At 58.0% G+C, this 25477-nt stretch carries 22 protein-coding genes; 12 read left to right on the top strand and 10 right to left on the bottom strand.

Translation table 11 applies throughout. From position 1 onward, the window contains the following. Positions 1-120: 120 nt before the first annotated feature. From ASC74_RS28210 to ASC74_RS28200, 4 genes are all read left to right on the top strand, one after another. A complete protein-coding gene (locus tag ASC74_RS28210; protein ID WP_056745961.1) occupies positions 121-1797 on the top strand; it encodes an AAA family ATPase in 1677 nt (558 codons plus the stop codon). Continuing rightward, positions 1798-2664, top strand: coding sequence for an HNH endonuclease (locus ASC74_RS31735; protein WP_156400858.1), 867 nt, complete (start codon positions 1798-1800; stop codon positions 2662-2664). A 222-nt stretch (positions 2665-2886) separates the two neighbouring features. Continuing rightward, entirely contained in the window at positions 2887-3993 is a 1107-nt protein-coding gene (locus tag ASC74_RS28205) for an enoyl-CoA hydratase/isomerase family protein (protein WP_056745959.1), read from the top strand. A 3-nt stretch (positions 3994-3996) separates the two neighbouring features. Then, a complete protein-coding gene (locus ASC74_RS28200) occupies positions 3997-5148 on the top strand; it encodes an acyl-CoA dehydrogenase family protein (protein ID WP_056745957.1) in 1152 nt (383 codons plus the stop codon). A gap of 126 nt (positions 5149-5274) precedes the next feature. Here ASC74_RS28200 and ASC74_RS28195 read toward each other — a convergent pair whose 3' ends face one another. From ASC74_RS28195 to ASC74_RS28170, 6 genes are all read right to left on the bottom strand, one after another. Continuing rightward, positions 5275-6048 (bottom strand): enoyl-CoA hydratase, encoded by a 774-nt coding sequence (locus tag ASC74_RS28195; RefSeq protein WP_056745955.1) that lies wholly within the window; start codon positions 6046-6048, stop codon positions 5275-5277. 14 nt (positions 6049-6062) lie between these two features. After that, positions 6063-7190, bottom strand: coding sequence for an acyl-CoA dehydrogenase (locus tag ASC74_RS28190; RefSeq protein WP_046046988.1), 1128 nt, complete (start codon positions 7188-7190; stop codon positions 6063-6065). Between the two features lie 134 nt (positions 7191-7324). After that, positions 7325-8518 carry an acetyl-CoA C-acyltransferase gene (locus tag ASC74_RS28185; protein WP_056745953.1) on the bottom strand — a complete coding sequence of 398 codons (1194 nt, stop codon included), beginning with the start codon at positions 8516-8518 and terminating at the stop codon, positions 7325-7327. Between the two features lie 12 nt (positions 8519-8530). Further along, positions 8531-9292, bottom strand: coding sequence for an SDR family NAD(P)-dependent oxidoreductase (locus ASC74_RS28180; protein WP_033054749.1), 762 nt, complete (start codon positions 9290-9292; stop codon positions 8531-8533). A gap of 16 nt (positions 9293-9308) precedes the next feature. Further along, positions 9309-10973 (bottom strand): AMP-binding protein, encoded by a 1665-nt coding sequence (locus ASC74_RS28175; RefSeq protein WP_056745951.1) that lies wholly within the window; start codon positions 10971-10973, stop codon positions 9309-9311. 278 nt (positions 10974-11251) lie between these two features. Further along, entirely contained in the window at positions 11252-12268 is a 1017-nt protein-coding gene (locus ASC74_RS28170) for an AraC family transcriptional regulator (RefSeq protein WP_056745949.1), read from the bottom strand. A 234-nt stretch (positions 12269-12502) separates the two neighbouring features. Between ASC74_RS28170 and efeU the strand changes: the two genes are divergently transcribed. From efeU to efeO (ASC74_RS28150), 4 genes are read left to right on the top strand one after another with little or no spacing between them, the layout of a single operon-like run. Then, on the top strand, positions 12503-13348 hold the full coding sequence (gene efeU / locus ASC74_RS28165) for an iron uptake transporter permease EfeU (protein ID WP_056745946.1): 846 nt from the start codon (positions 12503-12505) through the stop codon (positions 13346-13348). An 8-nt stretch (positions 13349-13356) separates the two neighbouring features. Then, positions 13357-14556 carry an iron uptake system protein EfeO gene (efeO, locus tag ASC74_RS28160; protein WP_056745945.1) on the top strand — a complete coding sequence of 400 codons (1200 nt, stop codon included), beginning with the start codon at positions 13357-13359 and terminating at the stop codon, positions 14554-14556. Positions 14557-14572: 16 nt separating this feature from the next. Then, a complete protein-coding gene (gene efeB / locus ASC74_RS28155) occupies positions 14573-15883 on the top strand; it encodes an iron uptake transporter deferrochelatase/peroxidase subunit (RefSeq protein WP_056745943.1) in 1311 nt (436 codons plus the stop codon). Positions 15884-15908: 25 nt separating this feature from the next. Beyond that, positions 15909-16733: an iron uptake system protein EfeO gene (gene efeO, locus ASC74_RS28150; RefSeq protein WP_056745941.1), complete on the top strand. Its 825-nt coding sequence runs from the start codon at positions 15909-15911 to the stop codon at positions 16731-16733. A gap of 144 nt (positions 16734-16877) precedes the next feature. Here the strand turns inward: efeO (ASC74_RS28150) and pssA are convergent, their stop codons facing one another. Beyond that, the gene (gene pssA, locus ASC74_RS28145; RefSeq protein WP_056745938.1) at positions 16878-18221 is read right to left on the bottom strand and encodes a CDP-diacylglycerol--serine O-phosphatidyltransferase; all 1344 of its coding nucleotides are present in this window, start codon (positions 18219-18221) and stop codon (positions 16878-16880) included. A gap of 220 nt (positions 18222-18441) precedes the next feature. Between pssA and ASC74_RS28140 the strand changes: the two genes are divergently transcribed. After that, entirely contained in the window at positions 18442-19005 is a 564-nt protein-coding gene (locus ASC74_RS28140) for a TetR/AcrR family transcriptional regulator (RefSeq protein WP_008152706.1), read from the top strand. Positions 19006-19061: 56 nt separating this feature from the next. Beyond that, positions 19062-19538 (top strand): nuclear transport factor 2 family protein, encoded by a 477-nt coding sequence (locus tag ASC74_RS28135; RefSeq protein WP_056745936.1) that lies wholly within the window; start codon positions 19062-19064, stop codon positions 19536-19538. Between the two features lie 121 nt (positions 19539-19659). Here ASC74_RS28135 and sfnG read toward each other — a convergent pair whose 3' ends face one another. Beyond that, on the bottom strand, positions 19660-20754 hold the full coding sequence (sfnG, locus tag ASC74_RS28130) for a dimethylsulfone monooxygenase SfnG (RefSeq protein WP_056745934.1): 1095 nt from the start codon (positions 20752-20754) through the stop codon (positions 19660-19662). Between the two features lie 368 nt (positions 20755-21122). Here sfnG and ASC74_RS28125 point away from each other — a divergent pair, with 368 nt between their 5' ends. After that, positions 21123-22361: an acyl-CoA dehydrogenase family protein gene (locus tag ASC74_RS28125; protein WP_056745932.1), complete on the top strand. Its 1239-nt coding sequence runs from the start codon at positions 21123-21125 to the stop codon at positions 22359-22361. 197 nt (positions 22362-22558) lie between these two features. Continuing rightward, positions 22559-23338 (top strand): TSUP family transporter, encoded by a 780-nt coding sequence (locus tag ASC74_RS28120; protein ID WP_056745930.1) that lies wholly within the window; start codon positions 22559-22561, stop codon positions 23336-23338. Here ASC74_RS28120 and nudC read toward each other — a convergent pair. Both nudC and ASC74_RS28110 read right to left on the bottom strand, forming a co-directional pair. Continuing rightward, on the bottom strand, positions 23306-24136 hold the full coding sequence (nudC, locus tag ASC74_RS28115; protein ID WP_056745928.1) for an NAD(+) diphosphatase: 831 nt from the start codon (positions 24134-24136) through the stop codon (positions 23306-23308). The genes ASC74_RS28120 and nudC overlap by 33 nt on opposite strands. Positions 24137-24142: 6 nt before the next feature. Then, the gene (locus ASC74_RS28110) at positions 24143-24955 is read right to left on the bottom strand and encodes a crotonase/enoyl-CoA hydratase family protein (RefSeq protein WP_056745926.1); all 813 of its coding nucleotides are present in this window, start codon (positions 24953-24955) and stop codon (positions 24143-24145) included. Positions 24956-25477 lie beyond the last annotated feature (522 nt).

Below are 25477 nucleotides of genomic sequence, written 5' to 3'. Positions count from 1 at the left end.
GGAGAAAGAAAGGCCATCATACCTGGTGGCACTTTCGATTGAATTGCCTTAAAGTCAGTCTTAATCAGGCGCCATTAAATTAATTAAAACAAATACCCCCCAATAAGGATCTTCATAGAAATGGAATTTTACTTTTCAAAAAGTTACAGCGACCTTCCTGAAGGCATCCATCTTATACAAGACCACGTCGGGACTAATTTCTCATCTCCGTGGAATGACTACGACTATATAGTTACATTTAACGCCATTCTAATTAAAAATAAAGAAACTTCGAAAATAGGCGAAATAAAGATACTCGTAGACAATCAAGTTAACACTTCAAAGTTTTTTCTAGAAAAGGGGATTAAGCTAGATGACGGAAAATCGTCAAACATAACCGATGTTTTAGACCCCTCCAATACAGTCTCACTAGCCTCGGATATATCGTTTTATAAAATAATAAATAAGCTTTTTAGTGCGGAAGAAGCCACAGAGCTTTTAAGCGGTATATGTGATGCTGGCTATTATTATGAGAATTACGAAGTTTACAAGAAATGGCCTGGCTTCGACAACTCGTTACTTAGGCAAGGAACAGCAGCTGAAGCGAGAATTAAGAAGGGCTTTCAAATCGCAACTGGTAGATACGCGCCTGAATCGAGCTTTAAAATTGAAATTGACAGTCTTCCCGAAACCTTTGAACCTATCGAGTTCAACTTTGACAATCAGCGCGAGTTAGGCGTTACGAATATCAACCTGCTTATCGGTAAAAATGGTACAGGCAAAACCCACATACTTAAACATCTTACCGAGATAATTACAGGGATAGAGCCCAGCACGACAAGCTGGCCCTATTTTCACAAGCTAGTCGTCGCAGCCTATTCTCCTTTTGAAACGTTCTACACCAACAATGATGTGATTGAGTTACTAGTCAACAAATACGCGCCCCAGAAATTAGTTAGCAGAGAGCTGACTAAAAGTAAAAGAAGGCGCCTACTAAAAACCAATAAATATTCTTACATTGGCTACAAAAACGATTCCGGAAAGTTTCAGCTGGAATGGCCAAAAGAGTACAGCGCAAAATCGTTAATAAAAATAATAGAAGACGACAAGCTAAAAAGCTTGTGGCTTGAGCAGTCGCGTTTCGAAATACTTAAAAACACCCTAAAAATCTCGATCAATTTTGACGCTCTGGGCTTTAAGTCTAAAGAAAACAAAAATATTATAATAAATGAAGGCTTCCTAATCTCTCCGGAGCTTTTCTCTAAAAACGTGGATACAAAATCAGGAATTTGTTTCTTTCACAACGGTGTCGAAGTACCACTTAGCTCTGGGCAAGTCATTTATTCGTATTTAATTCCAGCATTGGCAGCAGAAATCGAAGAAGAAAGCCTAGTTATATTGGATGAACCTGAGCTTTATCTGCACCCAAATCTTGAGGTTGGGTTGATTTCAATGTTGAAAAACCTACTCAAAAAGACATCATCTTACGCTGTTATAGCGACGCACTCTGCTGTTCTAGCTCGTGAGATTGATAGGGATGGTATCAATATACTTAAACGCTCAGCATCCGGAACAATAAGTGTCAAGCCAAGCTTTGAAACGTTCGGCGGATCTTTAGACTCGATAATCGGCGAAGTATTTGATGATTATTCGGAATCGAAACCTTTTCAATTAGTAATCGATAAAAAAATAGAGGGGTCCACAGATCATAGCGCACTAATAAAATCTATTAGCTTAAAGATCGGAGATGAGGCACTCGCCTATATAACATCCAAGCTCAACCCTATGACTGACACCATTGTTTTTGAGGAGAAATAAATGGAGTCTCTGGCCCACATGCATTTAACAGATGACTGGCAAGTGATCGCTCATCAATCTACAAAAGAGAGTGTCGCAGATCTCATAGATCTTTACGACCGATTGAATGATTGCTATGCCGCCTATACGGTCAATATTTCAGCACATGAAACACCACTATCTGCTAGCCTATTAACACCTAGCAAACAGGTATTGGTCGACTTTTACGAATCCCCCCCCACAAAACTAAAAAAACTAATCAGAGATCGAAGAAACAAACATAATCTTGATTGCTGCCCTTACTGCGGCTGCCCAAACAAGCCTGACACCTTGGATCACTTTATCCCAAAAGATGATTGGCCAGAGTATTCCATTTATCCGAACAATTTGATTCCTCAGTGCGGTGGGTGCGCTCCAATTAAAGGTAAATTTTATTTTTGTAACGCCCAACGCTCGGTGCTTTTTCTACATCCAATCTACACAAATCTTCTCTCTAAGGTTTTTTTTAGCGTTGAAATTAATCTTGCAGATGACAATTCAGCGCCAACATTTACACCTAGATTTCATATTGAAGATATATCAGAACCAGATAAACGAAGAGTGGCAATCCACTTAATAAAGCTCCAAACCAAAAGACGATTCATCGAGTACTGCGAGACCGAATTTATCATATGGAGAAATCTCAGACGAAGAAGTGCATTCTCCATAGAAGACGCTATGAATCAAAGAATAATTGAAAAATCCCCCGATAGAATTAGTGCTCAAGATTGGGGTACAGCGCTTTACATTGGAATTATTTCTAATCCGCAGATAGTTGATTACTTCAACAGAATAAAATCTCACACCACAAAGACTGTCACTTCGCTGCGCGTCGAAATCACTATCTAGTTTTTAATAATGCTCAGAATGTAGGTTCTAAAGAGGAAGAGCGCCTGTTGGCGCTCCCTTCTTGAGAGTAAAGCACGGCCTTGCCTACATTATTTTTTCTGCAAAAATGCAGATTGAACCTGCACATATCCCGGTTGTACATCACAAATTTGCACTGGTACGATCCAGCATCGCTCGCACGCGAGCTTCTCTATAAAGAACAATAAAAGCAGGGAGTTAGTGATGACTGCTCAGGTTTCATCGAAGTGGACTTCGTCCATGGATGCCACGCAAAACGAAGTGCTGGCCGAGGTTCGCAACCACATCGGTCACCTGACCCTCAATCGCCCCGCCGGCCTTAACGCCATTACCCTTGAGATGGTGCGCAACCTGCAGCGTCAGCTCGACGCCTGGGCACTGGATCCACACGTGCACGCGGTGGTATTGCGCGGTGCTGGCGAGAAGGCGTTCTGTGCCGGCGGCGACATCCGTTCGCTGTATGACAGCTTCAAAAACGGCGACACGCTGCACGAAGATTTCTTCGTCGAGGAATACGCCCTCGACCTCGCGATTCACCATTACCGCAAACCGGTGCTCGCCTTGATGGACGGTTTTGTCCTGGGCGGTGGCATGGGCCTGGTACAAGGCGCTGACTTACGGGTGGTGACCGAGAAAAGCCGTCTGGCGATGCCGGAAGTGGCGATCGGTTATTTCCCGGATGTCGGTGGCAGTCATTTCCTGCCGCGCGTTCCCGGTGAACTGGGGATCTACCTCGGCGTTAGTGGCGTGCAGATCCGTGCGGCCGATGCGCTCTATTGCGGCCTGGCCGATTGGTACCTGGAAAGCGACAAACTGGGCACCCTCGACGAGCAACTTGATCAACTCGAATGGCACGAAACACCGTTGAAGGACCTTCAAGGTCTGTTGGCGAAACTCGCCGTGCAACAACTGCCGGCACCACCTTTGGCGGCGTTGCGCCCGGCCATCGATCACTTCTTCGCCCTGCCCGATGTGCCGAGTATTGTTGAGCAACTGCGTGAAGTAACGGTCGCCGACAGCCACGAGTGGGCCACGACCGCCGCCGACCTGCTGGAAAGCCGTTCACCGCTGGCCATGGGTGTGACCCTGGAAATGCTCCGGCGTGGTCGGCACCTGAGTCTGGAAGACTGCTTCGCCCTTGAGCTGCACCTGGACCGTCAGTGGTTCGAGCGCGGCGACCTGATCGAAGGCGTGCGCGCCTTGCTGATCGACAAAGACAAGAAACCGCGCTGGAACCCGCCGACTTTGCAGGCGCTGGATGCCGAGCACGTCGCGAGTTTCTTCACGGGTTTTGACCAAAGCGGGAGCTGAGCCATGCACGATATCGAATTGAGCGAAGAGCAAGTCATGATCCGCGACATGGCCCGGGACTTTGCCCGCGGCGAAATCGCGCCCCACGCACAGGCCTGGGAAAAGGCCGGCTGGATCGATGACGGTCTGGTGGCGAAGATGGGCGAACTGGGACTGCTGGGTATGGTGGTGCCGGAGGAATGGGGCGGCACCTATGTCGACTACGTCGCCTACGCCTTGGCCGTGGAAGAGATTTCGGCCGGCGACGGCGCCACTGGCGCGCTGATGAGCATTCACAACTCCGTGGGCTGCGGTCCGGTCCTCAACTACGGCACTGACGAACAGAAACAGACCTGGCTGCCGGATCTTGCCAGCGGTCAGGCCATCGGCTGCTTCTGCCTGACCGAACCCCAGGCCGGGTCCGAAGCCCACAACCTGCGCACCCGCGCTGAACTGCGCGACGGCCAGTGGGTGATCAACGGCGCCAAGCAATTCGTCAGCAATGGCAAACGGGCGAAACTGGCCATCGTGTTCGCGGTGACCGATCCGGACCTGGGCAAGCGCGGCATCTCGGCGTTCCTGGTGCCGACCGATACCGCGGGTTTCATCGTTGATCGCACCGAACACAAAATGGGTATTCGCGCGTCCGATACCTGCGCAGTGACCCTGAGCAACTGCACCATCCCCGAAGCCAACCTGTTGGGTGAGCGCGGCAAAGGACTGGCGATTGCCCTCTCCAACCTCGAAGGCGGCCGCATCGGCATCGCGGCGCAGGCGCTGGGCATTGCCCGCGCGGCATTTGAAGCGGCGCTGGCCTACTCGCGGGATCGGGTGCAGTTCAACAAGCCGATCATCGAGCACCAGAGCATCGCCAACATGCTGGCCGACATGCACACCCGGTTGAACGCGGCACGACTGCTGATCTTGCATGCCGCGCGGTTGCGCAGTGCCGGCAAGCCGTGTCTGTCGGAGGCTTCACAGGCGAAGTTGTTTGCATCCGAGATGGCCGAGAAGGTGTGTTCGTCGGCGATGCAGATACATGGCGGGTATGGGTATCTGGAGGATTACCCGGTGGAGCGTTACTACCGGGATGCGCGGATTACGCAGATTTATGAAGGGTCGAGCGAGATACAGCGGATGGTGATTGCCCGAGAGCTGAAGCATTACCTGGTTTGAAGCCTTAAAAGCTTCGCGAGCAAGCCCGCTCCCGCATTAGTCCTGCGGTGTACACAGCATTTGTGAACACCCTGGATCAAATGTGGGAGCGGGCTTGCTCGCGAAAGCGTCCGTGAGAACGCTACATCACTTGCCCTGGAACTCGGCCTCACGCTTGGCAATAAACGCTGCCATCCCTTCCTTCTGATCCTGCGTCGCAAACGCCGCATGGAACACCCGACGCTCAAAGCGCACACCTTCCGACAGGCTCACTTCAAACGCGCGGTTGACGCTTTCCTTGATCATCATTGCAATCGGCAGCGACTTCTTGGCAATCAGCGCCGCGACTTTCAACGCTTCTTCCAGCAACTCATCAGCCGGAACAATCCGCGCCACAATCCCGCAACGCTCCGCTTCCACCGCATCGATCAAGCGACCGCTGAGGCACATTTCCATGGCCTTGGCCTTGCCCACCGCGCGGGTCAGGCGCTGGGTGCCGCCCATGCCCGGCAGTACGCCGAGGTTGATTTCCGGCTGACCGAACTTGGCGTTGTCGCCGGCCAGGATGAAGTCGCACATCAGCGCCAGTTCACAACCACCGCCCAAGGCGAAACCATTGACGGCGGCAATGATCGGCTTGCGGCGGTTAGCCACGCGATCGCTGTCGCTGAACAGGTCGTCAAGGTAGATCTGCGGGTAGGTCAGCTCGGCCATTTCCTTGATGTCGGCGCCGGCCGCGAAGGCTTTTTTCGAGCCGGTCAGCACGATGCAGCCGATGTTCGAATCGGCTTCCAGGCCATCGAGGGCGTGGTTCAGCTCGCTGACGATCTGTGCGTTCAACGCATTCAGCGCTTGCGGACGGTTGAGGGTGATCAGGCCAACGCGACCATGGGCTTCCAACAAAATCGTTTCGTAGTTCACAAGTAGCTTCCTTCTCAAAGATTGCGCGAAATAACCATGCGCTGAATATCGCTAGTGCCTTCGTAGATCTGGCAAACCCGCACGTCGCGGTAGATACGCTCCAGCGGGAAATCGTTCAAGTAACCGTAACCGCCGAGGGTTTGCAACGCCGAGGAACAGACTTTCTCGGCCATTTCCGAGGCAAACAGCTTGGCCATGGACGCTTCTACCAAAGCGGGTTTGCCACTGTCTCTTAACGCCGCCGCGTAATGCACCATCTGCCGGGCCACAGCGATTTGGGTGGCCATGTCCGCCAGGCGGAACGCGACCGCTTGATGTTCGATGATCGGTTTGCCGAAGCTTTCACGCTCGCGGGCATAGTCGCGGGCTGCTTCGAAGGCAGCGCGGGCCATGCCCACCGATTGCGAGGCGATGCCGACACGGCCGCCCTCGAGGTTGGCCAGGGCGATTCGGTAGCCTTCGCCCTCCTCGCCCAAGCGGTTGGCTACCGGCACCTTCACGTCTTCGAACAGGATCTGGCAGGTGTCGGACGCGTGCTGACCGAGCTTGTCTTCGACCCGCGCGACTTTGTAGCCCGGCGAATCGGTGGGCACGATCAGCGCCGTGATGCCACGTTTGCCGGCACTCGGATCAGTCACGGCGAACACGATCACCACCCCGGCGTTCTGCCCGGACGTGATGAACTGCTTGCAGCCGTTCAACACGTAATGATCGCCTTCCAGACGGGCGCGGGTTTTCAAGCCGCTGGCGTCGGAGCCGGCCTGCGGTTCGGTCAAGGCAAAAGCCCCCAGCATCGAGCCGCTGGCCAACGGTTTGAGGAAGCGTTCTTTCTGGTCGTCGTTACCGTACTTGAGGATCGGTACGCAACCCACCGAGTTGTGCACGCTCATGATGGTCGAGCAGGCGCCGTCGCCGGCCGCGATTTCTTCCAGGGCCATGGCGTAGGCCAGGTAACCGGTGTCGCAACCGCCCCACTCTTCCGGCACCAACATACCGAAGAAGCCCAGTTCCGCCATCTCGCCGATGGCTTCCTTGGGGAAGCGATGCTCGCGGTCCCACTCGGCGGCGAACGGTTTCAGCCGTTCCTGGGCAAACTGCCGGGCCGCTTCGCTGATCTGAAGTTGTTCGTCATTGGGAATCATGCCAAATCCTTAAATAAGGTACAGAACCTGTGGGAGCGGGCTTGCTCGCGAAGGGGCCGTGTCAGTCAGCATTGATGTTGAATGACACACTGCATTCGCGAGCAAGCCCGCTCCCACAGGGATTGCCGTTTGCCTTAGTACAGGCATTCAACGGCCACGGCCGTGGCTTCGCCGCCGCCGATGCAGATCGCTGCAACGCCGCGTTTCAGGCCTTTCTGGCGCAGGGCCGAGAGCAAGGTCACGAGGATCCGCGCGCCGGACGCACCGATCGGGTGACCGAGGGCGCAAGCGCCGCCGTGAACGTTGATCTTCTCGTGGGGGATTTCCAGTTTGCTCATGGTGACCAGACTGACCACGGCGAAGGCTTCGTTGACTTCGACCAGATCGACTTCGTCCAGAGACCAGCCGGTTTTCTTCATCAGCTTCTCGATCGCGCCCACCGGTGCCACCGGGAACAGGCCCGGAGTGTCGGCAAACGCCGCGTGGCCGTGAATCACTGCCAGCGGTTTCAGGCCACGCTTTTCAGCTTCGGAACGGCGCATCAACACCAATGCCGCAGCGCCATCGGAGATCGAGCTGGAGTTCGCCGCCGTCACCGTTCCGCCGTCGCGGAACGCCGGTTTCAAGGAAGCGATCTTGTCCAGTTTGGCTTTCGGTGGCTGTTCGTCGTTGCTGATCAGCACCTGCTCTTTGCCGACGGTCACGGTGAGCGGCACGATCTCGTCTTTGAAGCTGCCGTCCTTGATCGCCTGCTGTGCGCGGGTGGTCGAGGCAATGGCAAACGCGTCCTGGGCTTCACGGGTGAAACCGTTGGTTTCAGCGCAATCCTCGGCGTAGGTGCCCATCAGGCGGCCTTTGTCGTAAGCGTCTTCCAGTCCGTCGAGGAACATGTGATCAAGCACACGACCGTGGCCCATGCGGTAACCGCTGCGGGCGCGGTCCAGCAGGTACGGCGCATTGGACATGCTTTCCATGCCGCCAGCGACAACCACATCGGCGCTGCCGGCCACCAGCATGTCGTGGGCCAGAATGGCCGCTTCCATGCCCGAGCCGCACATTTTGTTCAGGGTGGTGCAGCGGGTCGATTTATCCAGCCCGGCGCCCAATGCGGCTTGGCGCGCCGGCGCCTGGCCGAGGCCGGCGGACAGGACGCAACCGAACAGCACTTCTTCAACCGAGTCTGGCGCCACACCGGCACGCTCGACAGCAGCGCGAATCGCCGCAGCACCGAGTTGCGGTGCGGTCAGGCTTTTCAGTTCGCCCTGGAAACCACCCATCGGGGTGCGGACGGCGCTGACGATAACAATGGGATCGTTGGAAATAGTCATGACAAATCCTCCTTACTTGGCGGCCATGCGCAAAGCGCCGTCGAGACGGATCACCTCGCCATTGAGCATGCTGTTTTCAATGATATGCCTGACCAGCCCGGCATACTCGCCTGGTTTGCCAAGACGCGGCGGAAACGGCACGCCAGCCGCCAGGGACGCGCGGACTTCCGGGGTCATGCCGGCCATCATTGGGGTTTCGAAAATGCCCGGGGCGATGGTCATCACGCGGATGCCGAAGCGCGCCAGTTCACGGGCGGCGGGCAAGGTCAGGCTGACGATCGCGCCTTTGGAGGCGGCATATGCGGCCTGACCGATCTGGCCGTCGTACGCGGCAGCCGAGGCGGTGTTGATGATCACGCCACGCTCGCCGTCAGCATCCGCTTCGGTTTCGGCAATCGCCGCAGCGGCCAGGCGCAGCATGTTGAAGCTGCCGATCAGGTTGACGTTGATCACCTGGCTGAAATTGGCCAACACGTGCGGGCCGTTCTTGCCGAGGATCTTCTCACCGCGCACGATACCGGCGCAGTTGACCAGACCATTCAGGCCGCCGAAGGCTTTGACCGTCGCCTGCACAGCGGCTTCCGCTGCGGCTTCGTTGCTGATGTCCGCCACCACGCTTTGCGCGCCGAGACGTTCAGCCTGGGCCGCAACGGCTTCGGCGTTCATGTCCACCAACATGACTTTGGCGCCCGCCGCGACCAGCATTTCAGCCGTGGCCGCACCGAGGCCGGACGCACCGCCGGTGACGAGAAAAACCTTGTTTTCGATCTGCATCATTGTTTCCTTGGATTCAAGCTGAAACGTTCTTCGCGGCGGCCTCTTGAGCCTTGGCGATTTCCTGGTTGCGCAAGATAAAGCGCTGCAATTTGCCGCTTGGGGTTTTCGGCAACTCGCTGACAAATTCGATTTCACGGGGGTACGAGTGCGCCGCCAGTCGTTTGCGCACGTGTTGGCGCAATTCTTCGGCCAGTTCCGGTGTTGCGCGGTATTGCGAGCAAATCACGACGAAGGCTTTCACCAGCTCAGTGCGCTCCGGATCCGGCTTGCCGACGACGGCGGCTTCGATCACTGCAGGGTGTTCGATCAACGCACTTTCCACGTCGAACGGACCGACGCGATAACCTGAGGTGGTGATCACGTCGTCGCTGCGACCGACAAAGCTGATGCTGCCGTCCGGGTTCCACTCGACGGTGTCGCCGCTCAAGTAATAGTTGCCGATGAAGGCCTTGGTCGGTGCGCCTTCGTAACCGGCGAACCAGCACATCGGCGACTGGGTGCGATCGATGGCCAGAATGCCCGGCTGACCGACGCCGAGTTCTTTGTACTCGTCATCCAGCACCACGATGCGATGGCCTGGCGAAGCGAAACCGGCGGCGCCCATGTGGATCGGATGCTCGAGGCCATGGTGATTGCACAGGACCATGCCCAGTTCGGTCTGACCGTAATGGTCATGAATGACCACGCCGAGGTTGTCGGCGAACCAGCGAATCACTTCCGGGTTCAGCGGCTCGCCGGCGCTGCTGACGATGCGCAGTTTGCCCTTGATCGAGCGGGCGAACTCGTCGCCACCCGCGATCAACAGACGATAGGCCGTCGGCGAACCGGTGAGGTTGGTGATCCCGTATTTGTTGATCACCCGGCAGGTGCTTTCGAGGGTGAACGGGCCATCGTAAAAGGTGATCGGATGCCCCATGGCCATGGGACCTGTGACACCGAAATAGATGCCATAGGCCCAACCCGGATCGGCGACGTTCCAGAAGGCGTCTTCAGGGCGTAAGTCCACGGCGTCACGGGTGTAGCTCTGGAAGGCGACGATGGCCTTGAGTGGTACGGACAGCGCTTTCGACGGACCGGTGGTGCCCGAGGTGAACATCAGCAGGAACGGGTCTTCGCCGGTCAGCAGGACCGGTTCGCACTCAGGAGAATAATTGGCCAGTTCGGCCCAGAAGCTGTAATCGCCGCGAACGATACCTTGGCCTTTGGGACCGGCGACGGTGACGATGGTCGGGCAGTCGGCGACTTCAGTGAGTTTGGAACGGTTGCCCGCGTCGGTGACCACCACTTTGGCGCCAGAGGAGCTGAGGCGGTGTTCGATGGCTTTCGGGCCGAATGCCGTGAACAGCGGCTGGTAGACCGCACCGATGCGCCAAGTGGCGAATACGGTGATCAAAAGTTCGATGTTACGTGGCAGGAGACCGGCAACCTTGTCGCCTTTTTTCACGCCTTGGGCCAGCAGGAAATTGGCGAAACGCGCCGCTTTGTCCTGCAAGTCGCTGAAGGTGTAGGTCGCGCTGGCGCCATCGCGGCCTTCCCAGAACAGCGCGATGCGCCCCGGCAAGGCATGCCGGTCGCAACACTCGACACAGGCGTTAAGGGCAGTCAAATCGCCCGCGAGTGCGGCGTCGACGGTGTGCTGATAATTGAACTGTGATGTAGCAGACAAATAATCGCGCATTGCCAGAATCCCTTTGTATTTTTATTAGGCTGGGGGAACCTTGAGTAACTGGGAAATACTCGCTCTGCGCGGGGCGCGGGACAATGGTCAAAGCTATCAAGTTGCGTGACTGGTTTGGCCAAGACTCAAGAGGTGCGTCGTCAGGAATGGCCTCTTCGCGAGCAAGCCCGCTCCCACAGGGGATTGTTGGTGTTACATAGATAGTGTTCACACCACAGAACTACTGTGGGAGCGGGCTTGCTCGCGAAGGCGCCAAACCAATCAACTCAAAATCCGGATCAGCTCGCCTCGTTGAGGATCAAACTGCGGTAATGCCCCGGATTTGACCCGGACCACTTGCGAAACGCCTTGTAGAACGAGCTGGTATCGGCAAACCCCAGCCGCGTGGCGATCTCGGCAAAGCTGATGGCAGGCTCGGCCAGCCAGACAATCGCCAGTTCCTTGCGCACGCTGTCCTTGAGCCCTTGGTAAGTCTGGCCCTCTTCGGCCAGGCGTCGACGCAGGGTGGAAGCCGACATGCACAGCTGTTGCGCCAAGGGTTCGGTTTCCGGCCAGTGTTCCGCGGGCAGTTGCCGCAAATCGTGCTTGATCCGGCTGGCCAGGCTCTCTGGATCACGGTACTTGACCAGAATATTGGCCGGCGCATGGGCCAGGAAACGCTTGAGTTCTTCCGGGCTGCGCTTGATCGGCAAGTCCAGGCACTCGGCCGAGAAAATCATCCGCGTGCGCGGCCGGTCGAAACGCAGGTTCTCGGAGAACATCACCTGATAGTCATCGCAGAAGTCCGGCGCCGGGCAGCGTAACTCGATGGCCAGGATCGGAATCCGCCGTCCCGCCAGCCAGCAGGCGACGCCGTGCACGATCATCCAATAGGTGAAATAGGTAAAGGCGCGGCGTGGGTCCTGGTCGTCTTCGAGCAGGACGATTTCCGCCAGGCTTTGCTGACGAACCAGTTCCGCGGGCAGGTGTTCGAGCATCAACGACAGAAAGCTCAAACCCGAGGTCAGGCCGGCAGCCAGGCTCGGCTGGACCATGGAGCAGCGACAGAGAAACTCCAGGCTGCCTGATTTGAGTTTGCGCGGGTCCATGCCAAAGAATTCATCGTCCCGACGCCGGGCCAACAAGCGCCACAGCCTTGCGTAAGCGGTGGCCGGTACGCGGGCAGTGGTGGTTTCCAGCAGCGCCGGATCGATGCCGACCTTGTTCAACACCTCATCGGTGGTCGCTCCGGGGGCGCAACTTTGCAGCAGCGCTTCACGCACCAGTTGAATGGAGATGGTGTCTTTTTCCGACATTGACCGAGGCAAGCCTTGTTCTTTGAGTGGTGGGCATATTAGCCCGTTAAGATCAAAAGATCGCAGCCTTCGGCAGCTCCTACAGGTGGACGCATTCCAAGGTAGGAGCTGCCGAAGGCTGCGATCTTCTGATCTGTTCAGGTTAGGTTCAGCTAAATGCCAATCACTGCCATTTGGGAATGAGTGTCATTATGTTACAAATTAGCACCCTATCGAATGACACCACGGTGCTGAATGCTCGTTCCTTTTCTGATCATGTTGCGCGAAGGCATTGAAGCCGCGCTGATCGTTGGCATCATCGCCAGCTACCTCAAGCAGACCGGGCGCGGCGAGTGGATGCCGGCGGTGTGGATTGGCGTTTTCCTCGCCGCGGCCCTGGCCCTGCTGGTGGGCGGAGGCCTGGAACTGGTCAGCGCCGAGTTCCCGCAAAAACAACAGGAATTGTTTGAAGGCGTGGTCGGCCTGGTCGCCGTGGGCATTCTCAGTTCCATGGTGTTCTGGATGCGCAAAGTCGCGCGCTCAATCAAACACTCACTGCACGCTTCACTCGATCAGGCGCTGACCGGTTCCAGACACCAGGTCACGGCGCTGATCGCCATGGTGTTTTTCGCCGTGGCACGGGAAGGCCTGGAAACGGTGTTCTTCCTGCTCGCCGTGTTCCAGCAAAGCGAAGGCCCGGCGGCACCGATTGGCGCCCTGCTCGGCCTGATCCTGGCGATCATCGTCGGCTTCCTGATTTACACAGGCAGCATGCGCCTGAACCTCGGCGCGTTCTTCCGCTGGACCGGGTTGTTCATTCTGGTGGTCGCCGCCGGGATCCTCGCCAACTCGGTGCAAGCGCTGCATGAAGCCGGGGTCTGGAATCACCTGCAAACTGTGCTCTTCGACTTCAGCGCAACGCTGCCGATGGATGGCCCGCTGGGCTCGGTGCTGGCCGGGATGTTCGGCTACCAGGACGCGCCTACGGTCAGCACCCTCGGGGCGTATCTGATTTATCTGGTGGTGGCGTTGATGATGTTTTTTCTCCCTGCACCTGTGCCTGCACCCGCCAAGCAATCCTCTTCCGTTTCCAGTCAGTAAGGGCACCCATGCCAAATCAAGCCTCTCCTCAGGCCTCCCCTCCTCGCGCCTTGCGTTGGGCGGTGACCGGTTCGGTGATCGTGATGATCGCCGCCGGTGGCCTGTTCTACTACGCCTCGAAAGTGGCCGCCGCCAAGCGTCAGGCCAACCATGATGAAGTGCTGGTGACCATTCACCCGCACAGCTGCGAGCCGAATGCACTGAGCGTCCCGGCCGGTCGAGCCAGTTTCCGCATCGTCAATCGCTCGGACCGGGCCGTTGAATGGGAAATCCTCGACGGTGTGCTGGTAGTCGAAGAGCGGGAAAACATCGCACCCGGCCTGAGCCAGGTGATCAATGCCAACCTGTTGCCCGGTGACTATGCGATCACGTGCGGCCTGCTGAGCAATCCGCGTGGCACCTTGCACGTCAGCCCGACGGCCGCTTCAGACGCTGCGGCCAAAGCCAAACCGTCGATGGTGGCCTTTGTTGGTCCATTGTCGGAATTCCGCGTTTACCTGAGCACTCAGAGCAGCGCGCTGATCAAAGCCGTCACCGCCCTTGAGCAAGCCATCGAAGTCGGCGACCTCGGTCAGGCGCAAGCCTTGTATGTGCCAGCCCGCGCCGCGTATCAACGGATCGCCCCGGCCGCCCAGCGTCTGGCCGAGCTGGACAATACGATCAACGCCCGCGCCGATTACTTCGAGAAACGCGAGCAGGATCCGGGCTTCACCGGTTTCCACCGGATCGAATACGCACTGTTCCAGCAACGCACGCTCGACGGCCTGATGCCCGTCGCCCAGCGTCTGATTGCCGATGTCACCACACTCAAACAACAACTGCTGGCCCAGTCGCTGCCGCCTGAACAGCTGGTGAGCCTTTTGGTGCGCAATCTCAACAGCTTGGCCGACGTCCGCGCCAACAGCGGTGAAGAAGAACGCTACAGCCACACCGACCTGAACGGTTTTGCCGCCAACCTCGACGCCACCCGCAAAGTCGTCGACCTATTGCGTCCGTTACTGAGCAAATCCGCCGCCGAACTGCTGCCGAAGATCGACAGCGCCGTCACTGCCCTCGACGCCGAGCTCAATGGCTTCAAGGTCAATGACGGCTATGCGAGCTACGACAGCGTCAGTGCCGAGCAGCGCCAACAGATCGCCGACAAGGCCAAGGCTCTGGCCGATGCACTCGATGGAATCGATCCCGCCCTTGGCCTTTCCGGCCTGTAAGCAGAAGAACACACCGATGAACGATTCAGAGCAATTCAACCTCCAGCGTCGCCGGGTATTGATGGGCATGGGCGCCGCCGGCGTGGCATTGGCCGGCACCACGCTCAGTTGCCCGGCCATGGCCGCCAGCCCCGCACAAGTGACCGAAGCGCCGAGCAGCGACAAGACTGAAGACCGCCACGCGTTCCACGGCATGCACCAGACCGGCATCGTCACCCCGCGCCCGGCCTCCGGCATGTTGGTGTCGTTTGATGTATTGGCCAGCGACCGCGGAGACCTGGAGCGTTTGTTTCGCACCCTCAACGAGCGCATCGCCTTCCTGATGAAGGGCGGCCCGGTCACCCAGGTCGACCCGAAACTGCCGCCGGTGGATTCGGGAATTCTTGGCCCGGTAGTCACGCCGGACAACCTGACCATCACCGTGTCGGTGGGCGAGTCGCTGTTCGATGAGCGCTTCGGCCTGACCGCCGCCAAACCCAAGCGGCTGATCCGCATGGTCGGCTTTCCCAACGATGCGCTGGAAGCCGATTGCTGCCACGGCGACCTCAGTTTGCAGTTCTGCTCCAACACCACCGACACCAACATCCACGCCCTGCGCGACATCGTGAAAAACCTGCCGGACTTGCTCCTGGTGCGCTGGAAACAGGAAGGCAGCGTGCCGCCGCAAGCCCCGGCGAAACCCGGCGTGCCAGCGCAAAGTGCACGCAACTTTCTCGGTTTTCGCGACGGCTCAGCCAACCCCAACTCCAACGATGTCAAGGTCATGGACAGCATTGTCTGGGTTCAGCCAAGCAGCGACGAACCGGCCTGGGCGGCCAATGGCAGCTATCAAGCGGTGCGAATCATCCGCAACTTCGTCGAGCGTTGGGACCGCACGCCGCTGCAGGAACAGGAAAGCATTCTCGGCCGGGTCAAGAGCACCGGCGCGCCCATGGGCGGCGAGCATGAAACCCAGGTCCCGGACTATGCCAAGGACCCGGAAGGCAAGCTGACCAAGCTCGATGCGCATATTCGCTTGGCCAACCCGCGCACCGCCGCGACCCAGGCCAACCTGATCCTGCGCCGGCCGTTCAACTACTCCAACGGCGTGAACAAGAACGGTCAGCTGGACATGGGTCTGCTGTTCATCTGCTATCAGGCGGATCTGCAAAAAGGCTTCATCACCGTGCAAACCCGACTCAACGGCGAGCCGCTCGAGGAATACCTCAAACCGGTTGGCGGCGGCTACTTCTTCACCCTGCCCGGAGTGATTGGCGACAAGGACTTCATCGGTCGTTCGCTGCTTGACGCCACGCAACCAACTCTTCAACCAAAAGCAACCGCATAACCAACCCCCACCACGGAACCGCCCCATGAAAAAGTCGCCCCTCGCGTTACTGCTGACCCTTGGTTTGCTCAACACCCCACTTTCGGCTTTCGCGGCGACGGCACCGCTGGAGTTGGTGGGGCCGATTTCGGACTACAAGATTTATGTGACGGAACAGCTCGATGAGCTGGCCAGCCACACCCAACAGTTCACCGACGCCGTGAAAAAAGGCGACCTGGCCACCGCCAAAAAGCTCTACGCCCCGACCCGCGTCTACTACGAGTCGATCGAGCCGATTGCCGAGTTGTTCAGTGACCTGGACGCGTCCATCGACTCCCGTGTCGATGACCACGAAAAAGGCGTGGGTGCCTCCGACTTCACCGGTTTCCACCGCATCGAATACTCGCTGTTTTCGGAAAACAGCACCCAGGGCCTTGGCGGACTGGCCGATGGCTTGAACAAAGACGTGAAAGACCTGCAAACACGCGTCGCCGGCCTGACCTTCCCGCCAGAAAAAGTGGTGGGCGGCGCCGCGGCGCTGCTTGAAGAAGTCGCTGCGACCAAGATCTCCGGTGAAGAAGATCGCTACAGCCACACTGACCTTTATGACTTCCAGGGCAACATCGACGGCGCGAAGAAAATCGTCGATTTATTCCGTCCGCAGATCGAAAAGCAGGACGCGGCTTTCATTGCCAAAGTCGACAAGAACTTCGCGACGGTGAACAAGACGCTGGCCAAATACAAAACCAAAGACGGTGGTTTCGAGACGTATGACAAGGTGAAGGAAAACGACCGCAAGGCGCTGGTCGGGCCGGTGAATACACTGGCAGAGGATTTGTCGACGTTGCGTGGGAAGTTGGGGTTGAACTAAGTTTTTTGTAGCGTCTAAGCGGGCCTCTTCGCGAGCAAGCCCGCTCCCACAGTTGACCGCGTTGTTCAGACGAATGCGGTTTAATGTGGGAGCGGGCTTGCTCGCGAAGGCATTTTGGAGGGCGACGCACCTACCCCACCATGCTCACAAAATCCGGTACAACAACCGCTCGATCCGCACACGACTCACGCGCTTGAGAAACTTGGCCACCCCCGCCGGGTATTCCAGCAGCGTTTCCAGTTCCTGATAACGCTCGATGCGGCGGGTGTTCTCGAAAATCTCCGCCAGCTCTTTACGACGCGGCTCCAGCAATTCGCCTTTCGGATCATCAATCAGCAAGGCGTTTTCCAGGTCGAGTCGGAACGCCCGCGGGTTGAGGTTGTTGCCGGTCAGCAAGGTGTAGCGCTGATCGATCCACATGCCCTTGAGGTGATAGGTGTTGTCGCCGTCACGCCACAGATGCAGGTTCAGCTGGCCGCTGTCGACGCTGCGATGATGGCGCTTGGCGAAACGCCGCAGGCTGATCTCGTAAAGGTACGGCAGCGCCGAAATCACCTTGAACGACTCGCTCGGCGGGATGTAGAAGTCGTTGGCCGTCTTGTCGCCGACGATGATGTCGATCTTCACGCCCCGCGCCAGTGCCCGGTTGATTTCCCGGGTCACGGGCAACGGCAGGTTGAAGTACGGCGTGCAGATGGTCAGTTGATGCTGAGCGCTGGCGATCAATTCGCAAATCACCCGGCTCAACGGGTTGTTCTTGCCGACACCGAGCAATGGGCTGACCGACAAGCCACCCTTTTCCGTGGTGCCTGTCGTGGTGTCGTACGCCGCGTGCTTGAGGCGGCTGCGCAGGTCGCCGATGTCGTTGCGCAGGCTGCGGGTGGTCGGCAGGTTCGGCAAATCGAGACGATGTACTGCTTTGGAGGCGATCAGGCCGTGCTGGACCAGGTGCTGCATCGAATCGGCCAAGGGACTGTTATGTAGCAGGTGATAACGGTCGTAGCGGTACTTGTCGAATTTGTGCAGGTAAACGTTGTTCAGGCTCGCGCCGCTGTAGATCACGCAATCGTCGATCACGAAGCCTTTCAAATGCAGCACGCCGAACAGCTCTCGGGTCTGCACGGGAACGCCATACACCGGGACTTCACTGGCATGAGTCCGGGTCGTTTCCTGGTACCAGGCCGAGTTGCCCGGCTGCTTGCCGGCGCCGATCAAGCCGCGCTGAGCGCGCAGCCAGTCAACCACCAGCACCACGTCCAGTTCCGGACGTGCCAGTTTGGCCGCGTGCAAGGCATCGAGAATTTCCTGGCCGGCTTCATCCTGTTGCAGATAGAGCGCGACGATATAAATGCGCCGGGTGGCGCTGGCGATCTTTTCCAGCAGGCACCGACGAAACTCGGCAGCGCCGGAAAGAATGGTGACGGCATCGGCGGTCAGCGGAAAACTGCGCAGTTTGGGCAGCAGAGAGCGTTTGAAAAGCGACGGCATAGGGCTCGCAAAAAGGTCGAATCCGAAGAACCCGAGAGCTTACACCATGGATTGCCTTGGGTCTTGTTAGTGTCTGTAAAGGCCCCTTCTTCGCGAGCAAGCCCGCTCCCACAAGGGAACGCATTTCAAATGTGGGAGCGGGCTTGCTCGCGAAGGCGATTTTTCAGACGACAAAAATATCCGCTTGACCAAGGAGAACGATCGTTCTACTGTTCGCCACATGAACGAAATAACCAGCAACGACACACGCGACATCATTCTGGATGTCACCGAAAAGTTGATCTACAAAAGTGGCATCGCTGCCACCGGGATGGATCTTCTGGTGAAAACCGCCGGCGTCTCCAGAAAGAGTATTTACCGCTACTTCGCCAACAAGGAGGAGCTCACCGTCGCGGCCCTGCAACGCCGTGATGTGCGCTGGATGCATTGGTACAGAAGCGAAGTCGACCAGGCTGAAACACCGGCCGACCGGCTGCTCAACCTGTTTACCGTACTCAAGGCCTGGTTCGCCTCCGAAGGCTTCCGTGGCTGCGCATTCATCAACACCAGCGGCGAAACCGGCGACCCGCAAGACCCGGTTCGCCTGGTCGCCAAAGACCACAAACAGAAGCTGCTCGACTACGTGCGCGAGCTCTGCACCGAACATGGCGCCACAGACCCGGAGACGCTGGCCAAACAGCTGCTGATCCTGATCGACGGTGCCATTACCGTGGCGCTTGTCATGGGTGATCACAGTGCCGCCGATAATGCGCAATGCATGGCGCGAAAGTTATTGGACCTGTAACACTTTAACCAAGCCCGACAACTTGCTAGAACTTTACTTTGATAGGGAGACTATTAATGTCTAATGCCGAAGTTCGTCCGCCATTGCCGCCATTCACCCGTGAATCGGCCATCGAAAAAGTACGCCTGGCCGAAGACGGCTGGAACTCCCGCGACCCGGAACGCGTGTCGCTGGCCTACACCCTGGACACCAAATGGCGTAACCGCGCCGAGTTCGCCTACAACCGCGAAGAAGCCAAAGGTTTCCTGACGCGTAAATGGGCCAAGGAACTGGATTACCGCCTGATCAAAGAACTTTGGGCCTTTACCGGCAACCGCATCGCCGTGCGTTATGCCTACGAATGGCACGACGACTCGGGCAACTGGTTCCGTTCCTACGGCAACGAAAACTGGGAGTTCGACGAGAACGGTTTGATGGCCAATCGGTTTGCCTGCATCAACGACTTGCCGATCAAGGAAAGCGACCGCAAGTTCCACTGGCCGCTGGGCCGTCGTCCGGATGATCATCCAAGCTTGTCCGACCTGGGCCTGTAACTTCACATAGACCAAATGTGGGAGCGGGCTTGCTCGCGAAAGCGGTGTGTCAGTCAACATAGATGTTGAATCTGATGGACCCTTCGCGAGCAAGCCCGCTCCCACATTGTTTTTGTGGTGTTCAGGCGACTGCGGCTTGGGGTGTTACACCTGTCTTGGCTTCCAGCTCCCTCACCAACGGCAATACCCGCTTGCCGAAGTACTCCACTTCTTCCTGGAAGTGCAGAAACCCCGCCAGCACCAAATCCACGCCCACCGCTTTCAGCGCAACGATCCGCTCGGCAATCTGCTGCGGCGTACCGATCAGGTTGGTCTTGAAGCCATCGTTATACTGCACCAGGTCCTCGAACGTCGACTTGGCCCAATTGCCCTCACCCTCAGGTGACGCCCTGCCCGCCTGCTTCGCGGCATCGCCAAACGCATTCACCGCCTCGGGGTCCGCCTGATCGATGATTTGCGCCAGCACGGCTCGCGCTTCTTCCTCGGTGTCGCGGGCAATGACAAACGCGTTCACGCCGACTTTCACCGAATGATTGTTGGCCGCCGCCTTGGTGCGGATGTCATCGACCTGGACCTTGATGCCTTCCGGGGTGTTGCCGTTGGTGAAGTACCAGTCCGAAACCCGCGCGGCCATGTCCCGAGCCGCGCGGGAACTGCCACCCTGGAAGATTTCCGGCTGACCGAGCGGTTTGGGTTTGAGGCTGTAGTTGTCGAAGCGGTAGAAGTCGCCGCGAAAGGTAAAGTTGTCCTGGCTCCAGATACCTTTCAGCGAACGAATGAATTCTTCGGAGCGGCGATAACGCTCGTCGTGTTCCAGCCAGTGTTCGCCAATCGCCTGGAACTCACCCTTGAACCAGCCACTGACAATGTTCACCGCCACCCGGCCATTAGTCAGCTGGTCGATGGTTGCCAATTGCTTGGCCGCCAGTGCCGGTTGCCAAGGGCCGGGCAGGATCGCGGCGATCACTTTCAGTTGGGTGGTGGCGGCCAGCAGCGCATGGCTGAAGGCGACGGATTCATGCTGGTACTCGGCGCCGTAACCGGCGGTGAAGCGGATCTGCGTCAGGGCGTATTCGAACCCCGCCTCTTCGGCCAGTTGCGCCAGTTTACGGTTGTAGTCGATGCCCCAGTGGGTGCGTTGCTCGATCTTGCTGACCACCAGCCCGCCGCTGACGTTCGGCACCCAGTAGGCAAATTTGACGGCTTGCTGACTCATTGGCATGTCCTCGGGACTTTAGGGAAGTCCTGAGGCAAGAGCAGCAACCGTGCCAGCGCTGAAACGGGGCGTGTGGCACGACTGTCTTGAGCCTGGCGAGAACCCTGTGGGAGCGGGCTTGCTCGCGAAAGCGGTGTGCCATTCAACATCTTAGTTGGCAGACATACCGCTTTCGCGAGCAAGCCCGCTCCCACAGGGATGTGGCTGTGTCTGAGGCAATTTGCTGCTGCGCTGTTGACAGGGCAACAGTTGCAGACGAAGTAAACCCAGACCAGCCCGCAATAACTGGCCTCTGGGTTTCGGCATGGACCATGCAATTGCCCCTGGCAGACACAACACTTTCTACTGCCGATCCAAGGAGCGCCCCAATGACCGAACACCAGGTAATCAATCCGCTATCCATTGGCACTGACTATGAAGCGCTGGCCGCAAGGTTCCGGCCGATTTTCCAACGCATCGCCGCCGGTGCCGTTGAGCGCGAACAAACCCGCAGCCTTCCGTACGAACCGATTCAGTGGCTCAAGGACGCCGGTTTCGGCGCCGTACGGATTCCGGTTGAATACGGCGGTGGCGGTGCATCCCTGCCACAACTGTTTGAGCTGCTGATCGAATTGGCCGAAGCCGATTCCAACGTGCCTCAGGCCCTGCGCGGGCACTTCGCCTTTGCCGAGGATCGCTTGAACTCGACGCCCGGGCCGGCGCGGGATCTGTGGTTCAAACGCTTCGTCGACGGTGACATCGCCGGCAATGCCTGGACCGAAATCGGCAGCGTAGCGATTGGCGACGTCATCACCAAAGTCTCGCCTCATGGCGATCAGTGGCGGCTCAACGGCGAGAAGTTCTACAGCACCGGCAGCCTGTTTTCCGACTGGATCGACGTGTACGCGCAACGCAGCGACACCGGCGGCGACGTGATTGCTGCGGTCCGCACTCGTCAGCCGGGCATCGTGCAGAGCGACGACTGGGACGGTTTCGGCCAACGCACTACCGGCAGTGGTACTTCACGGTTTATCGATGCCGACGTGGAGGCCGAGAACATCCTCGACTTCGCCACCCGCTTCAAATACCAGACCGCTTTTTATCAACTGGTGCTGCTGGCGACCCTGGCCGGGATCGGTCGTGCGGCGTTGCGCGATGTGGCTCATCAGGTGCGTGAACGCAAACGCATCTACAGCCATGGCAATGCGCAGCACGTCAGCCAGGATTCGCAGGTGCAGCAAGTGGTCGGTGAAATCGCGGCACTGGTGTATGCGGCCGAAGCCAGCGCATTGAAGGCTGCGCAACCGGCGCAGCGGGCTTATCTGGCGCGATTCTCGGGTGATGACGCCTTGGAACAGGCGGCGAATGTCGCGGCGGAAATCGAATCGGCCAAGGCGCAGGTGGTGGTGTCGGAGCTGATCCAGCGAGCGACCACGCAACTGTTCAACGCACTGGGGGCTTCGGATACTCGCGTGGGTAAATCGCTGGACCGGCACTGGCGCAATGCGCGGACGGTGTCGTCGCACAATCCGGTGATCTACAAGGCACGGATTGTCGGGGATTGGGCGATCAACGGGACAGAGCCGCCGTTTGTGTGGCAGATCGGGAATGGGCCACAGATCAAGTGATGTAGCGCCAGGGAGGACGCCTTCGCGAGCAAGCCCGCTCCCACATTTGACTGCATTCTTCTATGGGAACACGGTTGAATGTGGGAGCGGGCTTGCTCGCGAAGGGGCCGGACGGGTCGCCGCAAAGGGTGGATATGCGTAAGATATCGGCCCTTCCCCGCAGCCCTGTCCTGCACCCCGCCGAATAAGCCGATTCCATGCCTTTCGAACTCAGCGTTGACCTCACCACCCTGGCCATTCTGGCCCTCGTCGCTTTCATTGCCGGTTTCATCGACGCCATTGCCGGCGGCGGTGGTTTGTTGACCACTCCGGCGCTGCTGACCGCAGGCCTGCCGCCGCATCTGGTGCTGGGCACCAACAAACTCAGTTCGACGTTCGGCTCGGCCACCGCCAGTTTCACCTTCTACCGACGCAAGCTGTTCCATCCAAGGCAGTGGATGCACGCCATTGTCGGCACGCTGGTGGGCGCGCTGACCGGTGCCGTGGTCGCTCACTACCTGCCGGCGGAATGGCTGAACAAGATGCTCCCGGTGATCGTTTTCGGCTGCGGCGTCTATCTGTTGTTTGGCGGCACGCCGAAAGCGCCGCTGGACAGCGACGCACCGATCAAGAAAAAGTGGCAATCGACCCAAGGCTTCGGCCTGGGTTTTTACGACGGCGTGGCCGGTCCCGGCACGGGTGCGTTCTGGACCGTCAGCACGATGCTGATGTACCCCATCGACCTGGTGAAGGCCAGCGGCGTGGCGCGCAGCATGAACTTCGTCAGCAACATTGCGGCACTGTCGGTGTTCGTGTTTTCCGGGCAGGTGGACTGGATCATTGGCCTGAGCATGGGCCTGTCGGTGATGATCGGGGCGTTCTTCGGGGCTCGCACCGCCATCAGCGGCGGTGCGAAGTTCATTCGCCCGGTGTTCATCACCGTGGTGCTGGGCTTGACCGTGCGGTTAGCCTGGCAACACTGGTTCAGCGTGGCCTAAGCGCCGCGCCACATAGACGTCGATCAGGTAACGGGCAATCGAGCGTGACGCCGGCAACGGCGGCAGCTCATGAACGTTGAACCACTGGGCGTCTTCGATCTCGTCCTCCTGACACACGATCTCGCCGCCGGCGTATTCGGCATGGAAACCCAGCATCATCGAATGCGGGAACGGCCAGCACTGGCTGCCCATGTACTGGATGTTCTTGACCTCGATCTGCACTTCTTCGCGGACTTCGCGAATCAGGCAGTCTTCGGCCGACTCGCCCGGCTCGGCAAACCCCGCCAGCGTGCTGTAGACCCCGGTGACAAAGCGCGGCGAACGGGCCAGCAGGACTTCATCGCCCCGGGTCACCAGCACAATCATGCTCGGCGAAATGCGCGGGTAGCTGCGTAAATCACACGGCTCGCAATACATCGCCCGTTCCCGGGTCACCTGGGTCATCGCCTGCCCGCAGTTACCGCAAAAACGGTGTTCGCGGGCCCAGGTGCCGATTTGCGCGGCATAACCGAGCACCTTGTAAACCGTATGGTCGCCTTCGAGCATGAACGCCCGCAGGCCTTTCCAGTTGCAGCCCGGCACGTCGCTGTGATTGCGCAGCTCCAGTAAATAGACCGGTTCGCCGTCCAGGTGACCGATGCCATGTTCGGCGAGAATCGACAGGTCCTGGCGCTTGAGCCATTCGCGGGGGAACAGCGCGCCATTGTCATCGAACAGAAAGCCTTCGGGGCTGCGCGCTACCGCCCAGCCGCCCGGTTGGTCGGTGTCCAGTACTGCAGTGGTCCAGCGTGGAGTCATTTTTAATCAATCCAGAAATTCGGGTTTCTGTTTGCTCATATGGGCGGCCATGGCCACGCGCAAATCGTTGGATTGCAGCATGGCGGCGTTCCAGGTGGCGACGTATTCGAGGCCGTCATCGATGCGATGGTCGCGCATGTAGCTGATCATCTCTTTGGTGCCGGTGATCGCAATCGGCGACTTGCTGGCGATCTCGCGGGCAATGCCCATGACACCGTCAAGCAGGCTGGCGGTGTCGCTGTAAACACGATTGACCAGGCCCATGCCACGCGCTTCTTCGGCACCGAACGTGCGACCAGTGTAAGCCAGTTCACGCAGCATGCCGTCACCGATGATCCGCGGCAAGCGTTGCAAGGTACCGACGTCGGCGGCCATGCCGATGTCGATTTCCTTGATCGAGAATTGCGCGTCTTCAGCAGCGTAACGCATGTCGCAGGCAGCAATAAGATCGATGGCGCCACCCAGGCAATAACCCTGAACCGCCGCCAGTACCGGCTTGCGGCAATTGTCGACGGCATTGAAAGACGCTTGCAGGGCGAGGATCTTGCGGCGCAGCAGGCGCGCGTTGCGACCCACGTCCTTGCCCAGTTCATTGGCCACGCCGGCCAGCATCATCAGGTCGATGCCGGAAGAAAAATGCTTGCCTGCACCACTGAGCACCACCACCCGGACTTCGTCGGTGTCGTCGACCCACTGGAAAATCTCGATGATCTCGCTCCAGAACGCGGCATTCATCGAATTGATCTTTTCCGGCCGGTTGATCTGCACATGGGCGATTTTATCGGCCAGTTCGACGGTGAACGCAGTGTACTGAGACATGGCAGTGATCCTTTTACCGGGCAGAAAATGAGGCCCGGACTATAACAAGGCATCAAGGCGGACCGTAAGGCAGCGGTTCAGCCAAAGACGGGACTTAGCCTGCGCACCACAACGGTGCGCGAGCATTGCCGCGCTTCGCACATTCATGTGACATCTCGACTTTTTTTTGAGGCAAAAAGGTAAAAAAACATGCCCTTCGTCGGTGCGTTTCTCCCTCCAGGCGGTACGTCCGTACCTCTTTAAACCGATTGTCGAACAATTTTGCCATCTGGCCTCACACGCTCTAAGTTCTGGCCTAGACTCAGTTCCGCGGGGCGAAACCGGTCGGTCACAAAGCGGAAAGAAAGTCGAAACTTTTGCCGGTCGTGACGGGTCAGCTTAAAAGGAGGTGCGTTGCGACTGGTGCAATCCTTGCAACGATCTCTACAGCCATTCTGCTTCATCGTATTGGCAGCGCTTGCTCACCGATGCGTAGCGCGTTTGCGCCCGGCCACAGGAATTGGCCACGAAACACCGTTTGTG

This window comes from Pseudomonas sp. Root329, from assembly GCF_001424925.1.
GTDB lineage: Bacteria > Pseudomonadota > Gammaproteobacteria > Pseudomonadales > Pseudomonadaceae > Aquipseudomonas > Aquipseudomonas arabinosi.
Note: the sequence above shows the minus strand (reverse complement) of the source record. Positions and strands in the feature narration are given on the sequence as shown.

What these genes read in the sequence shown, in the direction of transcription:
- ASC74_RS28210 (WP_056745961.1), top strand. Translation starts at nt 121, where the DNA reads ATGGAATTTTACTTTTCAAAAAGTTACAGCGACCTTCCTGAAGGCATC.
- ASC74_RS31735 (WP_156400858.1), top strand. Translation starts at nt 1,798, where the DNA reads ATGGAGTCTCTGGCCCACATGCATTTAACAGATGACTGGCAAGTGATC.
- ASC74_RS28205 (WP_056745959.1), top strand. Translation starts at nt 2,887, where the DNA reads ATGACTGCTCAGGTTTCATCGAAGTGGACTTCGTCCATGGATGCCACG.
- ASC74_RS28200 (WP_056745957.1), top strand. Translation starts at nt 3,997, where the DNA reads ATGCACGATATCGAATTGAGCGAAGAGCAAGTCATGATCCGCGACATG.
- ASC74_RS28190 (WP_046046988.1), bottom strand. Translation starts at nt 7,190, where the DNA reads ATGATTCCCAATGACGAACAACTTCAGATCAGCGAAGCGGCCCGGCAG.
- ASC74_RS28185 (WP_056745953.1), bottom strand. Translation starts at nt 8,518, where the DNA reads ATGACTATTTCCAACGATCCCATTGTTATCGTCAGCGCCGTCCGCACC.
- ASC74_RS28180 (WP_033054749.1), bottom strand. Translation starts at nt 9,292, where the DNA reads ATGCAGATCGAAAACAAGGTTTTTCTCGTCACCGGCGGTGCGTCCGGC.
- ASC74_RS28175 (WP_056745951.1), bottom strand. Translation starts at nt 10,973, where the DNA reads ATGCGCGATTATTTGTCTGCTACATCACAGTTCAATTATCAGCACACC.
- ASC74_RS28170 (WP_056745949.1), bottom strand. Translation starts at nt 12,268, where the DNA reads ATGTCGGAAAAAGACACCATCTCCATTCAACTGGTGCGTGAAGCGCTG.
- efeU (WP_056745946.1), top strand. Translation starts at nt 12,503, where the DNA reads ATGCTCGTTCCTTTTCTGATCATGTTGCGCGAAGGCATTGAAGCCGCG.
- efeO (WP_056745945.1), top strand. Translation starts at nt 13,357, where the DNA reads ATGCCAAATCAAGCCTCTCCTCAGGCCTCCCCTCCTCGCGCCTTGCGT.
- efeB (WP_056745943.1), top strand. Translation starts at nt 14,573, where the DNA reads ATGAACGATTCAGAGCAATTCAACCTCCAGCGTCGCCGGGTATTGATG.
- efeO (WP_056745941.1), top strand. Translation starts at nt 15,909, where the DNA reads ATGAAAAAGTCGCCCCTCGCGTTACTGCTGACCCTTGGTTTGCTCAAC.
- pssA (WP_056745938.1), bottom strand. Translation starts at nt 18,221, where the DNA reads ATGCCGTCGCTTTTCAAACGCTCTCTGCTGCCCAAACTGCGCAGTTTT.
- ASC74_RS28140 (WP_008152706.1), top strand. Translation starts at nt 18,442, where the DNA reads ATGAACGAAATAACCAGCAACGACACACGCGACATCATTCTGGATGTC.
- ASC74_RS28135 (WP_056745936.1), top strand. Translation starts at nt 19,062, where the DNA reads ATGTCTAATGCCGAAGTTCGTCCGCCATTGCCGCCATTCACCCGTGAA.
- sfnG (WP_056745934.1), bottom strand. Translation starts at nt 20,754, where the DNA reads ATGAGTCAGCAAGCCGTCAAATTTGCCTACTGGGTGCCGAACGTCAGC.
- ASC74_RS28125 (WP_056745932.1), top strand. Translation starts at nt 21,123, where the DNA reads ATGACCGAACACCAGGTAATCAATCCGCTATCCATTGGCACTGACTAT.
- ASC74_RS28120 (WP_056745930.1), top strand. Translation starts at nt 22,559, where the DNA reads ATGCCTTTCGAACTCAGCGTTGACCTCACCACCCTGGCCATTCTGGCC.
- nudC (WP_056745928.1), bottom strand. Translation starts at nt 24,136, where the DNA reads ATGACTCCACGCTGGACCACTGCAGTACTGGACACCGACCAACCGGGC.
- ASC74_RS28110 (WP_056745926.1), bottom strand. Translation starts at nt 24,955, where the DNA reads ATGTCTCAGTACACTGCGTTCACCGTCGAACTGGCCGATAAAATCGCC.